The organism is Halobaculum halobium, from assembly GCF_030127145.1.
GTDB lineage: Archaea > Halobacteriota > Halobacteria > Halobacteriales > Haloferacaceae > Halobaculum > Halobaculum halobium.
The window spans coordinates 1,921,917-1,934,569 of sequence record NZ_CP126158.1 but is presented as its reverse complement, the minus strand read 5'-3'; the positions used below and the strand labels follow the sequence as shown (position 1 = coordinate 1,934,569).

Sequence of the window (12,653 nt, the reverse complement as noted above, 5' to 3'; positions counted from 1 at the left end):
AGAAAGCGGGGAGCGGCGGTCGCCGGCGTTCAGACGTTGAGGTCGCCGCCGGCTTTGACGATGTCGAGCGCCTCGGCGTCGATGGTGTCGACCTCCAGCCAGTGGGGAACGTACGTCTTCGTCTCGAAGTCCTCGCGCTCGTCGTCGGTGCCGATGGTACACCACAGCTGCGGCTCGTCTGGGCCGTGGTACTCCCCCTGGCGCTGGACGGAGAAGACGCGCATCTCCTCGTCGTCGTAGTCGATGATGCCGTCCTTGCGGAGGCCCGGGTCACCGTGGACGATGAGCTTCTTCATGCGCTCGGCTTGGCGGGTTCCTACACTAAGGGTTTCGATGCCGTGCGTCTCCGCGGCGCGCAGCCGCCGACGACGCGGCGACGACTACCCGCCGAGGTACAGCCTCGACACCTCGGGGTTGTCGAGCAGCGCGTCCGCCTCGTCGGCGTACGCGACGCTCCCCTGGTCGAGGACGTACCCCGAGTCGGAGATGGACAGGCCCTTGCGGGCGTTCTGCTCGACCATCAAGATCGCCGTCCCGAGCTCGTTGACCGCGAGCACGTCGTCGAACACCTCGTCGGCGGTGTTGGGCGCCAACCCCGCGGACGGCTCGTCGATGAGCAGGACGTCCGGCTCCATCACGAGCGCGCGGGCGAACGCCAGCACCTGTCGCTGGCCACCCGAGAGCGTTCGGGCCTTCGCGTTCCGCTTCTCGGTGAGGATCGGGAACCGGTCGTACAGTTCGTCGATCACCGGCCCGAGGTCGTCGTCGCGGGCGACCCCGCCCATGCGGAGGTTCTCCTCGATCGTGAGGTTCCCGAACACGTTCTCGGTCTGGGGAACGTAGCCGATCCCTTCGCGGACGACGTCTTCGGGAGCCAGCCCGCCGATGTCGTCGCCGCGGTAGCGGACGTGCCCCGACCACGGCGTCAGCAGTCCGAACACGGTCTTCAGCACCGTCGACTTGCCGGCGCCGTTCGGCCCGATGAGACACGCGACCTCGCCGTCCGCGAGCGTCAGTGAGAGGTCGTCGAGCACCTGCACGTCGCCGTAGCCGCTGTCGACGTGTTCGACCGAGAGGATGGGGTCGGCGGCGGGCGGGTCCGACTCGACGGACGCGTCCGCCGAACCGTCCGCGTCAGCCGTCGACGACGCCGGGTCGTCGCTCATTCGCCCGGCCCTCCGAGGTAGGCGTCGATCACGCGGTCGTCGCTTCTGACTGCCTCGGGCGTCCCCTCCACGAGGACGCTGCCCTGGTCAAGCACGATGATCGGGTCGGCGAGGTTCATGATGAACTCCATGTCGTGTTCGATGATGCACAGCGTCACGCCGTCCTCGTTGAGGCGGGCGATGTGGTCGCGCAGCTTGTTCGCGAGCGTCGGGTTGACCCCCGCGACCGGCTCGTCGAGCATGAGGAGCTCGGGCTCGGCGAGCATCGCCCGTGCGAGCTCCACCAACTTCAGCTGGCCGCCCGAGAGGTCGGTCGCCGGCTGCGTCGCGAGGTGGTCGATCTCGAACTGCTCCAGCATCCGCTGGGCGTCCTCGATGTTGCGCGTCTCCGCGGCTTCGACCTCGCCGGGGCTCGTGAACAGCTTCACGAACGACTCGCCGGGCTGGCGCTGCGGCCCGACGAGCATCGCTTCGCGGACGGTCATCCCCTCCAGTTTTCGGGGCGTCTGGAACGTCCGGATCAGCCCCTCGTCAGCGACTTCGTGGGGTGGGGCGCCGGTCACGTCGACCCCGTTGACCGAGACGTGCCCCGCGTCGGGCTCGTAGAAGCCCGAGATGAGGTTGAACAGCGTGGACTTGCCGGCGCCGTTCGGACCGATGAGCCCCGTGACGCTCCCCCGCTCGACGGCGAAGGAGGCGTCGTCGGTGGCGACGAGGCCGCCGAACGTCTTCCGGAGCTCGTCGACGCGCAACACGATATCCTCCTTGTCGAGGTTCGGGCCGTCGTACAGGTCGGGAGCGGCGTCACTCATCGGACTCACCCCCGTCGCGGCCGGCGGCGCCGGCCTCCGCCTCGGAGTCGGCAGCATCGGCCTCCGCCTCCGGGGCGGCCGCGGTCGCCGTCGCGGTCGTCTCCTCGTCGATCGTCTCGCGGGGGTTCGTCTCGCCCGGCCCCGCAGAGGCGGCGACCGATGCCGGCCAGATGAGCTCTCGCTGCGGCGGGAGCACGCCCTGCGGCCGGAACCGCATCACGAGGATGATGAGCACGCCGACCGCGAGCAGCCGCGTCGACCCGAAGTTGTTCACGATCGTCGCGTACGTGCTCGTCACGAGCGGCAGATCGACCGGGAACGACGCCGGCAGCACCTCCGCGAGGAAGCGGGTCCCTTCGCGGATGGTGATGACGACGAAGCCGCCCAAGATCGCCCCGCGGTTCGAGCCGCTCCCGCCGAGGATCACCGCGATCCACACGTAGAACGTGTTGATCGGCTCCAGGTCGCCCGGGCTGACGAAGAGATTCAGGTGCGCGTAGAACACGCCCGCCAGCGCCATGATGACGCTCCCGAGCACGAACGACTGCATCTTGAACGCGTAGGTGTTTTTCCCCAGCGCCTCCGCGAGGTCGTCGTCCGACCGGATCGTCCGGAGCACGCGCCCCCACGGCGAGCGGTGGACGCGGCGCAACACCGCGTACACCGCGCCGGCCATCGCGACCACGAGCGCGACGTTCAACAGCGCCTGCCAGAACGGCGTTCCGAGCGTGAACCCGAAGAGGCGCGTCGTGAACACCCCCGGGATCCCGAGTTGGAGTTCGTGGACCCGGATGCCGGGCAGCGTCTGCGGGAGCGTGCCAAGCACCGGCCAGCCGTCGAAGAAGCCAGGCAGCCCCCGCAGCCCGGCGCTCCCGTTGGTCACGTCGCGCTGGTTCAAGAACAGCAGTCGGACGACCTCTGCGAGTCCAAGCGACGCGATCGCGAGGTAGTCCGCACGCAGGCGGAGCGTCGGGATCCCGATCGCGACCGCGACGACGACCGCGAGGAGGATCGCGGCCAGCAAGCCGACGAGGGTGAGCGGGAGGAGACCGTAGAGCCGCGCCCCGGAGACCCACACGAGGTCGACGCCGAGGAGCCTGAACTGCCACCCGTCGGCCCCGATCGGCGAGTTACCGGCGGTCAACAGCGCCGTGCCGTATGCGCCGATCCCGAAGAACGCCGCGACGGAGAAGTTGATCAGCCCGGTGTACCCCCACTGCGCGTTCAGCCCGAACGACAGCAGGACGTACATCCCGACGAGGCCGACGAGATACAGGAAGTACGTCGGCGCGAGCCCGCCGGTGACGAGCCCGAACACCAGCAGCGCCGCCAACGCGACGACGAAGCCGACGACGCCCTGTTCCGCGCGGGTCAGGTCAGCGAACCGCCCGCGCACTCCATCGGCGACGCTCACGTCGCCTCCTCCCCGGCGATGCCGGACGGGCGCACGAGCAGCACGGCGACCATGATGAGAAAGGCGATGGCGTTCGCGTACTCGATGCCGATGGGAATGCCGAAGCTCTCGGGAACGAACGAGATCTCCTGTCCGAGTCGCGGGAGGATCGGCGTCAGTTGGTTGATCATCCCGATGAGGAAGCCGCCGGCCATCGCGCCGTAGACGGAGCCGATCCCGCCGAGGATCACGGCCGCGAACACGACCAGCAGGATGTTGAACCCCATCCGTGGCGAGATATTGTTGTAGAGGCCGAGGAAGACGCCGCCGGCGCCGGCGAGTCCGGCGCCGATGACCCACGTCCAGATCTCGATCCGGTCGGTCCGGATCCCCGAGACCCGCGCGAGCGATGGATTGTCCGCCGTCGCGCGCATCTTCCGGCCGAGGTCAGTGTACTGGAGCAGCGCGTGGAGCCCTGCGACCAGCACGGCGGCGCTGGCGACGATCGCTACGTCGTGTAGCGTCATGCGGATCCCGAACGGGATCAGCGCCTCGATCGGTCGCAACAGCGGGATCTGGAACTCGACGAACCCGGTGCCGAAGCCCAGTTGGATGACCGCGCGATACACGAACGCGACACCGATCGACGTGATGAGCAGCCCGATCGAGCCGACATCGAGCGGCTCGTAGACGATCTTGTGGGTGAGTACCGCGACCACTGCGGCGACCGCGACGCCGACGACCAGCGCGAGGAAGAACCCGAGCGGAAGCCCGAGTACCTCGGCGCCGAGCGTTCCCACAAACCCGAACGTCACGAGCGCGGTGTAGGCGCCGACGGTCATCGTGTCGCCGTGGGCGAAGTTCGCGAAGTTCGCGATCGAGTACACCAGCGAGAGCCCGATGCTGGACAACACGATGATGCTGCTGAACACGAGCCCGTTCGCCAGGTATTCGAGAACCGACATCGAGGGTTAACCCTCGATCGTGCCCGAGGAGACGTACTCGTGGTTCTCCACGGAGAGGATCTGCAGGAAGCCGACCGGATCGCCGTTCTCGTCGAAGTCGATCGGGCCAGAGACGCCCTGGTAGTCGATGTCGGCCGCCGAGCCGTCGTCCCCGAGCACGTCCATGGCCTCCGCGAAGGTGAAGACTGTCTCCCCCTCGGGCCGGGTCACCTCCCGGACGGTCTCTTGTAAAGCCGCGCCGGTGAACTCGTCGGCGGTCGCGATCGACAGCGCCGCCGTGATCACGCAGTCGTAGGCGAACGCCGACCACGAGGTCGGGCTGTCGCCGTACTCGGCCTCGAACTCGGACGCGAAGTTCTGGTAGTTCTCCTGGTCGATTGCCGCGGAGGGGACAACAATCTTCATGCCGTCGAGGCTCCCCTCGGGGGTGTTCCCGAGCACGTCAGATCCCTGGACGGAGTCGGCGCCGTAGAACTGCGCCTCGTAGCCGTTGGAGTACGCCTCCTGTGCCATCGAGGTGAACTCTGGCTGGTAGGTGATGAACAGCCACGCGTCCGCGCCGGAGTTGGCCATCCCGGACACCGTCGAGGAGTACGACGACTGTCCCTGGTCGTGGGGCTCGTCGTAGGCGATGTCGCCGCCCCACTCCTCGCGGAACGTCTCGGCCAGCCCCTGCCCGTAGTCGTTGTTCACCCACGCGAGCGCGACCGAATCGTAGCCGTCCTCGCTGATAATGTTCGCTAGCGCTGTCGACTGGGTGCTCCCCGTCGGCGACATCCGGAGCAGGCCCGGGAAGTCCGTCAGGTCCGGGCTGGTGGAGTTCTGGCTCAGTTGTACCACGTCGGTCCCCTGGATCACCGACTCGTAGATCGCCAGCGACACGCCGGAGCCGACCGCGCCGATGACGAACGGCACGCCGTCCTGGTTGACGAGTTTCTGGGCCGCCGAGACGCCGGCCTGCGACTGGCTCTCGGAGTCCTCGACGATGATGTTCAGGTCGCGGCCGCCGATACCGACCTCGTTCACGTCGGCGAGTGCGAGCTCCATCCCGCGCTGGTTGCGCTGGCCGAACGCCGACAGCGACCCGGTCAGGGAGTTGACCATCCCGATGGAGTACGGTCCGCTGTCTCCGCCGTTCCCGCCGTCTCCGCCGTCGTCGGCGGTGGTCTCCTCGCCGCCGCCACCGCCGCCACCGCCGTCCGATTCCTCGGTTGCGGTGTCGGTCGCCGCGTCGTCGGTCGTGCTACAGCCCGCAAGGCCCGCAAGGCCAGCGAGGCCCGCGGCCCCGGACGCCTTCAGTACGTCCCGCCGGTTCGGTTCGATATCATCCGGTATCATGACTAACGATAACGTTCTCCACAACCTTATCCCTATATCCCGCCCCGACCATGGTCGGAGCCGAGACGGTGACCCCGGCAGCCGCGTCGGATCGGCCCCTCGGCGACATTATATTCACATAGTTCGAATCGAATCATTTGGTCGGGTTCCGATTGATGGGGGACCGAGTCGGACGGTGGCACGTGATACCGCCCATCGCGAACAACTTCGTCGCCGGGGAGACGCCCGAGGCGGCCCTGGCGCACGTCGAGGAGCTGAACGGGCAGGGGATCGGGGCCATCCTGAACCTCCTCGGCGAGCACTACGACGAGCGGAGCGACGCCGACGCGGACGCAGACGCGTACGTCGCGCTGGTCGAGGCGCTCGCCGAGCGCGACCTCGACGGCTGCGTCTCGGTGAAGCCCTCGCAGATCGGACTCGGCGTCTCCGACGCGGCGTTCGAGGAGAACCTCGCGCGGATCGTCGAGGGCGCGTCGGGTACCGACGCGACCCCGTCGACCGAGCGAAGCCCGGGAGCCGACGACGACTGCTTCGTCTGGATCGACATGGAGGACCACGACACCACCGACGTGACGCTCGACGCCTTCGAGCGCCACGCCGTCGAGACCGACGGGAACGTCGGGGTCTGCGTGCAGGCGAACCTGAAGCGCACGCCCGAGGACCTCGACCGCCTGGCGTCGCTGCCGGGAAAGGTCAGACTGGTGAAAGGCGCCTACGACGAGCCGGCGGGCGTCGCCCACCGCGAGAAGTCGCGAGTCGACGAGGCGTACCGCGAGTGCCTGTCGTTCATGTTCGAGTCGTTCGACGACGGCGTCGCCGTCGGGAGCCACGACCCGGCGATGATCGACTGCGCCCGCGAACTCCACGAGGAACACGGAACCCCTTACGAAGTACAGATGCTGATGGGCGTGCGCGAGGAGGCGCAGGTTGATCTCGCCGCCGACGGCGTCGAAGTGAACCAGTACGTGCCGTACGGCAGCAAGTGGTTCCAGTACTTCTCGCGGCGGGTGCGCGAGCGCAAGGAGAACGCGCTGTTCGCGCTGCGTGCGGTGCTCGGGTGATCAGGGGTCCAACAGCTTCGACTCGGCCTTCCGCAGGTGTTCGAGCAGCGTCGTCTTCGACCGGCCCACGCGGTCGGCCAGTTCTCGCGTCGAGCAGCCGCGGGGCCACTCGTAGTAGCCGGCCGCGCGGGCGGCCTCGAACACTTCCCGCTGGGTCGGCGTGAGCGTGTCGAGGCGCTGTTCGCGCTCCGAGCGGTCGGTCGCGCCGTCGGCGGCCGTGATCGAAACGACCGACACCTCCGCGCCGGCATCCTCGCGGACGCTGTCGAGCGCCGCCTCGATGTCCGACCGCTCGCCCGTGAAACACAGCTGCCACTCCTCGCGGCCGCCCTCGATCCGGACCGGCGCGCTGTGGACAAAACCGTAGCGCAGCAGCGTCGGGCAGACCATGTCGTTCGGGTCGTACTCGAGGAAGAACTCTCGGACGACGTTGCCCGGAGCGTCGCGGGCGCGGCCGAACCGCTCCTGGAGTTCGAGGACCTCGCCCGCGTGGTCAGACGACCGGATCTCCTCGAGGAGTGCTTCCACCTCACGGTTCGTCTCGCCGAAGGCCGTGAACAGTCCGTTGACCGACTCGGGCGCCATCTTCGGCGTGTCGTAGATGGCGTGGGCCAACACGCCGCCCCCGGTCCGTTCGGTCGCCTCGATGGCCCAGCAGTTCGGATGCCAGAGGTCGAGCGTCAATCGGGTCCCGGCGTTCAGCGCCTGACTCATCATGTAGCTAGTCTATGCGGAGTATATATGCGAACGGGTACCAACTCCCAACCGACCATGGTCGGGGTAATCGCGGCCGACCATGGACGGTTCGGGAATTACGTGAGGAGGTGACGGAGTCTCGAACATGCCTGACACGTATCAACACTACATCGACGGCGAGTGGACTGACGGGACGGGCGAGGAGACGTTCACCAGCGAGAATCCCGCCAACGGCGACGAATTAGGCGAGTTCCGCCGCGGCACCGAGGCCGACGTCGACCGCGCGGTCGCGGCCGCCGACGGCGCCTTCGAGGAGTGGAAGGAACTCTCCCACATCGACCGCGCGGAATACTTGTGGGATATCTACCACGAGCTGAAGGAGCGCCACCAGGAGCTCGGCGAGGTCGTCACGATGGAGTGCGGCAAGGAGATCTCCGAGGGGAAGGCCGACGTGACCGAGGCGTGGCACATGGTCGAGTGGGCCGCCGGCGACGCTCGCCACCCCAAGGGCGACGTTGTTCCCTCCGAAATCCCCAGCAAGGACGCCTACATGCGCCGGAAGCCGCGCGGCGTGGTCGGCTGCATCACCCCGTGGAACTTCCCGGTCGCCATTCCGTTCTGGCACATGGCCGTCGCGCTCGTCGAGGGCAACACGGTCGTGTTCAAGCCCGCCGAGCAGACGCCCTGGTGTGCGCAGATCCTCGCGGAGATGTTCGAGGACGCGGGCGTCCCGGACGGCGTGTTCAACCTCGTGCAAGGCTTCGGCGACGCGGGCAACGCCATCGTCGAGGACGACCGCGTCGACACCGTCCTGTTCACGGGGTCGGCCGAGGTCGGCCACAAGATCGCCAGCAAGGTCGGCGGCGAGCCGGGCAAGCTCGCGGCCTGTGAGATGGGCGGGAAAAACAACATCGTCGTCACCGAGAACGCTGACCTCGACACGGCAGTTCACTCGGCGACCATGTCGAGTTTCAAGACGACGGGCCAGCGCTGTGTGTCGAGCGAGCGCATCGTGGTCCACGAGGACGTGTACGACGAGTTCAAGGAGCGCTTCGTCGCCAACGCCGAGCGCGTCGCGGTGGGCGACCCGCTGGACGAGAACACGTTCATGGGGCCCCTCATCGAGGAGGAGCACAAACAGAAGGTCTCGCAGTACAACCAACTCGCGAAAGACGAGGGCGTGAACGTGCTGGTCGACCGCGAGGAACTGGACGATTCGGAGATCCCCGAGGGCCACGAGGAGGGCCACTGGGTGGGGCCGTTCGTGTACGAGACGGACCCCCACGAGGACCTGCGGTGCACCCACGAGGAAGTGTTCGGCCCGCACGTCGCCCTGCTGAAGTACAGCGGCGACATCGAGGAGGCGGTCGACATCCACAACGACACCGACTACGGCCTCGCGGGCGCGATCATCTCGGAGGACTACCGGCAGATCAACTACTTCCGGGACAACGCCGAGATCGGGCTGGCGTACGGGAACCTGCCGTGCATCGGCGCGGAGGTCCACCTCCCGTTCGGCGGCGTGAAGAAATCCGGAAACGGATACCCGTCGGCGCGTGAAGTGATCGAAGCGGTGACCGAGCGGACTGCCTGGACGCTCAACAACTCCAAAGACATCGAGATGGCACAGGGGCTCTCGGCCGACATCAAGACCAAAGACGACTGAGGCGTTCGCACGGGCGCGGTGACGCCACGCTCCGGCCACCGGTCGGTCGCTGCCGGCCGGCTACCGACTCATTATCGCGACCGCTGGCGACCGACTCATCATCGCGGCCGCTGGCGACCGAACCGCCGAAAAGACAGGACGGGGCGCCTCAGGCGTTCTCGGGCCGCGGAGCCTCCTTGTTCCCGACGCCGCCCTCGACGTCGACGTGGTACTCCCATTCGTTCCAGATCGGCGTGCCCGTCCCGTCGTAGCGTGGGTCCGACTCATGGACGAAGATCCAGTTGAAGGTCCCCGACTCGTAGCCTCGGCAGTTGACGACGTTCTTGATCCACCCCGAGTCCTGGTACGGGTCGTTCTCGAAGGTTCCGCGGTACTGGATCTTGTAGAAGCATTTCGTGGTGGTTTCTGGGTCGAGATCGCTCTTGTCGCCGACCGTAGCACCGGTGTTCGAGAGGTTCTCTCCCCAGACGTTCCCGTCGGCATCGTACCAGTACTCGGCCCGGTAGACGCCGGTGACGACTTCTCCCTCGTCGGGGAATCCGTTGTCGTCCTCGTCGTAGCGATCGTTGTCGCTGTTGCCTGGGGTGGCCATCGCGCTGCCACCCAGCGCGAGTGCGGCCGTCCCCGACCCGATCGTCGCGAGCGCGCGTCGGCGTGTCGTTCTCCGGTTGCTGTTGTCTGGTCCGTCAGTCATCGGTGGTCACCCGTATTGGGCGATCACCAGTCGTCCAGTCGTCACTTAGCACTGGTCACGATTTGAGTGAGGGTGGAAGCGACCAGTCGCTTTACCACGCCACTTCCGTACCCAGAGCAGCGAATTCGCAGTCGGCCGGTGAGAGCGGAGCGAGGACGGAAGCGTTCGACGGGCGTCCGCGACCGCCTTGCTCCGAGCAGATCCGAGGCACGCACGCTCCGCGGCACTTATTCGCCGCGCCGTCACACCCCCGCGTATGCCGACCATCGCCGAGAAACGCGTGTTCACGAAGCGCGACGACGTGGTGCGGGCGCTCGCGGCCTCCTCGATGGGCGTCGTCGGGGTCTCGATCTCGGGCGACATCGTGGGCGAGTTCGGGATCGACCACCGCTGTGACGCCCGCGACGTGGCCGCTCGCGGCGACGCCGTCGCGGTCGCGACCGACGAGGACGTACTCGTCGGCGACTTCGAGCCGACGGGACACGGACCCGCCGTCGCCGCGAGCGTCGCGGGCGACGGCGTGCTCGCGGCGGCGCCCGACGGGACCGTCTCGCTGCTCGCCGCCGAGGCAGACGCCGACGACGCGAACGGGGATCCGACCGACTCGGCATGGATCGAGGTCGGGTCGGTCGACGACCCCCGCCGGCTGGACGGCCGCCTCGTCGCCGCCGGCGACGGCGTCCACCGCCTGACCGACGGGAGCCTGGAGTACGCCGGCCTTGAGGACGTCAGAGACGTGAGCGACCGCGGCGTTCCGCTGGCGGTGACGGCCGACACGCTGTACACCCTCGGAAACGGCTGGATGCGTGACCTCGACGCCGACGGCGGCGGCCGGGACCCCGGGTCGCACGCGGAGAGCGGAGCCTTCCGCTGCGTCGTCGCCGACGCGGAGGGCGAGCGCGCGGTCGCCGCCACCGACGCTGCGGTGTTCGAGCGGGGGACGCGACCGCGACCGAGTGGGTCCGCCACGACGAGTCGGGGGTCGTCGACGCCGCGTTCGCGGGCCGACACCTCCTCGGCGTCACCGACGGCGGCGAGGCGCGGGTGTACGCCGACGGCGGCTGGCGCGGCCGGACGCTCGGCCTGCCCGACGTGCGGGCGGTCGCGGTGCCCGGCGAGCACTGAGTTATCGGAGAGCGACGCCACCGTTCTCTCCCCGACCCGGTAACTCCGAGAGTCGTACCGGCGTCGCACGCGTCGCCCGAGTAGGAACGCGTTTGTATCCGGCCGCGGGAACGACGTGTATGATCGTACCCGGGTCCGCGTCGCAGGCGCTCGCGGCCGCGCTCGCCGACCACGCCGGTCGCCCGCTCGCCACGCCGGAGTTCCGCTGGTTCCCGGACGGCGAGGAGTGCGCCTCGGTGCCCGATTTCGAAGGTCAAGAGGCCACCGTCGTCGCCGCAACCGACTCCAACGACGCGTTCGTCGAACTGCTCCAGCTCCAAGACGCCGTCCGCGAGGCCGGCGCCGAGACCGTCACAACCGTCTTGCCGTACATGGGGTACGCCCGTCAGGACCGGGCGTTCGAGGAGGGGCAGCCCGTCTCCGCGCGAGCAGTCGCGCGCGCCGTCTCGACCGGCACGGATCGCGTGATCCTCGTGACCCCCCACGAGCCCGACGTGGCGGACTACTTCGACGTGCCCGTCGACGTGGTCGAGGCCGCGCCGCTACTCGCGGACCCGCTGCCCGCGGGTCTGCGCGACCCGCTGTTTCTCGCCCCCGACGCGTCCGCCGAGGGGCTCGCGGTCGCCGTGCGCGACGCTTACGGTGGCGGCGAGACCGACTTCTTCGAGAAGGTGCGCGACTACGACACCGGCGAGGTGACCGTCACGCCCACCGACGCCGACGTGACAGCCCGCGACGTGGTCGTCGTCGACGACATCATCGCCACCGGGTCGACGATGAGCGAGGCGGTCGCCGCCATCCGCGAGCGCGACTGCGGCGACGTGTACACGGCGTGCGTTCACGGGATGCTCGCGGGCAACGCCCGCACGAAGCTCGCCGCCGCCGGCGTGACCCGCGTCGTCGCAAGCGACACAATCGAGCGCGAGGCGAGCGACGTATCCGTCGCGCCGCTGGTTGCCGACGCGCTGTAGCGACGGCGCGGTCACCGACGTGTTCAGCGGGACGCGAAGACGCGCTGCATCCGCGGGAGCGCCTGCTTGTAGCCGACGAGGTACACGCCCCAGAAGAGCGCGAGCGCGCCGATCACGGCGTCGACCGCTGCGACTTCGGGCGCCGTCGTCATCGTCGCCGCCGCCGCTCGCTCGAAATGAACGCCGATTCCCGTGAGGACGACCGACGCGAGCGTCACGAAGAGGTACTCTGCGGCGAGCCACGCGGTGTCGAACAGTCCCGGCATACCACCAGGGCGGCCGTCACCGAGTGAAACGCTTTCGGTCGGACCGAAGGAGCCAATCGACCGAATCCGGAACTCGTTCGCATGTCAGGCGGATACGGGACCCTCGACTACCCGACGCTCACCAAACGCGCACTGCTCGGTTGTGCCACCGCGTTCCTGCTCGCGGTCGCCGTCCAGATCGCCACCGCGTTCACCGGGGCAACGCTCCCGAATGGAGTACGCGCTGCTGGTCGACCTCGAACTTGTCGCCGTCGTCGGCGCGTTCCTCTCGGTGTTCGTGTTCGACGTCGCGCTCCCGCTGACGGAGTAGCGACTCCCGTTCCTCGACAGAGACCGAGCCCGACAACCTGTTTACTGTGTCCGTCACACCGGTCGACAGCGCCCGCCGACCGGAACCGAAGCCGCCTCCATCCGGTGATCGGTTGCGTACCGTATATTTCATATATCGTATCCGATAACCAACCAGTATACTTATCTTGCCTCGTGAAAGCTTTGACACG

The 12,653-nt window shown here is 68.0% G+C and carries 14 protein-coding genes; 5 read left to right on the top strand and 9 right to left on the bottom strand.

Annotated elements, in window-relative coordinates; all coding sequences use genetic code 11:
* Positions 1 to 29: 29 nt before the first annotated feature.
* The 6 genes from P0Y41_RS10115 to P0Y41_RS10090 all read right to left on the bottom strand — a co-directional run bounded on the left by P0Y41_RS10115 (position 30) and on the right by P0Y41_RS10090 (position 5,674).
* Positions 30 to 296: an HAH_0734 family protein gene (locus P0Y41_RS10115; protein WP_284061224.1), complete on the bottom strand. Its 267-nt coding sequence runs from the start codon at positions 294 to 296 to the stop codon at positions 30 to 32.
* Positions 297 to 380: 84 nt separating this feature from the next.
* Positions 381 to 1,166, bottom strand: a complete 786-nt coding sequence (locus tag P0Y41_RS10110) for an ABC transporter ATP-binding protein (RefSeq protein ID WP_284061223.1) — start codon at positions 1,164 to 1,166, stop codon at positions 381 to 383.
* Positions 1,163 to 1,978: an ABC transporter ATP-binding protein gene (locus P0Y41_RS10105; protein WP_284061222.1), complete on the bottom strand. Its 816-nt coding sequence runs from the start codon at positions 1,976 to 1,978 to the stop codon at positions 1,163 to 1,165. The genes P0Y41_RS10110 and P0Y41_RS10105 overlap by 4 nt, the downstream gene beginning before the upstream one ends.
* The gene (locus P0Y41_RS10100) at positions 1,971 to 3,392 is read right to left on the bottom strand and encodes a branched-chain amino acid ABC transporter permease (protein WP_284061221.1); all 1,422 of its coding nucleotides are present in this window, start codon (positions 3,390 to 3,392) and stop codon (positions 1,971 to 1,973) included. The genes P0Y41_RS10105 and P0Y41_RS10100 overlap by 8 nt, the downstream gene beginning before the upstream one ends.
* Positions 3,389 to 4,336: a branched-chain amino acid ABC transporter permease gene (locus P0Y41_RS10095; RefSeq protein ID WP_284061220.1), complete on the bottom strand. Its 948-nt coding sequence runs from the start codon at positions 4,334 to 4,336 to the stop codon at positions 3,389 to 3,391. The genes P0Y41_RS10100 and P0Y41_RS10095 overlap by 4 nt, the downstream gene beginning before the upstream one ends.
* A gap of 6 nt (positions 4,337 to 4,342) precedes the next feature.
* Complete coding sequence (locus P0Y41_RS10090; RefSeq protein ID WP_284061219.1) at positions 4,343 to 5,674, bottom strand: ABC transporter substrate-binding protein; 1,332 nt, start codon at positions 5,672 to 5,674, stop codon at positions 4,343 to 4,345.
* 182 nt (positions 5,675 to 5,856) lie between these two features.
* On the opposite strand from P0Y41_RS10090, the gene P0Y41_RS10085 reads away from it, so the two are divergent.
* A complete protein-coding gene (locus P0Y41_RS10085) occupies positions 5,857 to 6,735 on the top strand; it encodes a proline dehydrogenase family protein (RefSeq protein ID WP_284061218.1) in 879 nt (292 codons plus the stop codon).
* Here P0Y41_RS10085 and P0Y41_RS10080 read toward each other — a convergent pair whose 3' ends face one another.
* On the bottom strand, positions 6,736 to 7,449 hold the full coding sequence (locus P0Y41_RS10080) for a helix-turn-helix domain-containing protein (RefSeq protein WP_284061217.1): 714 nt from the start codon (positions 7,447 to 7,449) through the stop codon (positions 6,736 to 6,738).
* A 127-nt stretch (positions 7,450 to 7,576) separates the two neighbouring features.
* On the opposite strand from P0Y41_RS10080, the gene P0Y41_RS10075 reads away from it, so the two are divergent.
* The gene (locus P0Y41_RS10075) at positions 7,577 to 9,097 is read left to right on the top strand and encodes an aldehyde dehydrogenase family protein (protein WP_284061216.1); all 1,521 of its coding nucleotides are present in this window, start codon (positions 7,577 to 7,579) and stop codon (positions 9,095 to 9,097) included.
* 148 nt (positions 9,098 to 9,245) lie between these two features.
* On the opposite strand, the gene P0Y41_RS10070 is transcribed toward P0Y41_RS10075, so the two are convergent.
* Positions 9,246 to 9,791: a hypothetical protein gene (locus P0Y41_RS10070; protein ID WP_284061215.1), complete on the bottom strand. Its 546-nt coding sequence runs from the start codon at positions 9,789 to 9,791 to the stop codon at positions 9,246 to 9,248.
* Between the two features lie 256 nt (positions 9,792 to 10,047).
* On the opposite strand from P0Y41_RS10070, the gene P0Y41_RS10065 reads away from it, so the two are divergent.
* Together P0Y41_RS10065 and prs are read left to right on the top strand one after the other, a co-directional pair.
* Positions 10,048 to 10,959, top strand: a complete 912-nt coding sequence (locus tag P0Y41_RS10065) for an HVO_0234 family beta-propeller protein (RefSeq protein WP_284061214.1) — start codon at positions 10,048 to 10,050, stop codon at positions 10,957 to 10,959.
* Between the two features lie 76 nt (positions 10,960 to 11,035).
* Positions 11,036 to 11,887, top strand: coding sequence for a ribose-phosphate diphosphokinase (gene prs, locus P0Y41_RS10060; protein WP_284061213.1), 852 nt, complete (start codon positions 11,036 to 11,038; stop codon positions 11,885 to 11,887).
* 23 nt (positions 11,888 to 11,910) lie between these two features.
* On the opposite strand, the gene P0Y41_RS10055 is transcribed toward prs, so the two are convergent.
* The gene (locus P0Y41_RS10055; RefSeq protein WP_284061212.1) at positions 11,911 to 12,153 is read right to left on the bottom strand and encodes a DUF8151 family protein; all 243 of its coding nucleotides are present in this window, start codon (positions 12,151 to 12,153) and stop codon (positions 11,911 to 11,913) included.
* A 211-nt stretch (positions 12,154 to 12,364) separates the two neighbouring features.
* Between P0Y41_RS10055 and P0Y41_RS18130 the strand changes: the two genes are divergently transcribed.
* On the top strand, positions 12,365 to 12,463 hold the full coding sequence (locus P0Y41_RS18130; RefSeq protein ID WP_465260675.1) for a DUF7860 family protein: 99 nt from the start codon (positions 12,365 to 12,367) through the stop codon (positions 12,461 to 12,463).
* Positions 12,464 to 12,653 lie beyond the last annotated feature (190 nt).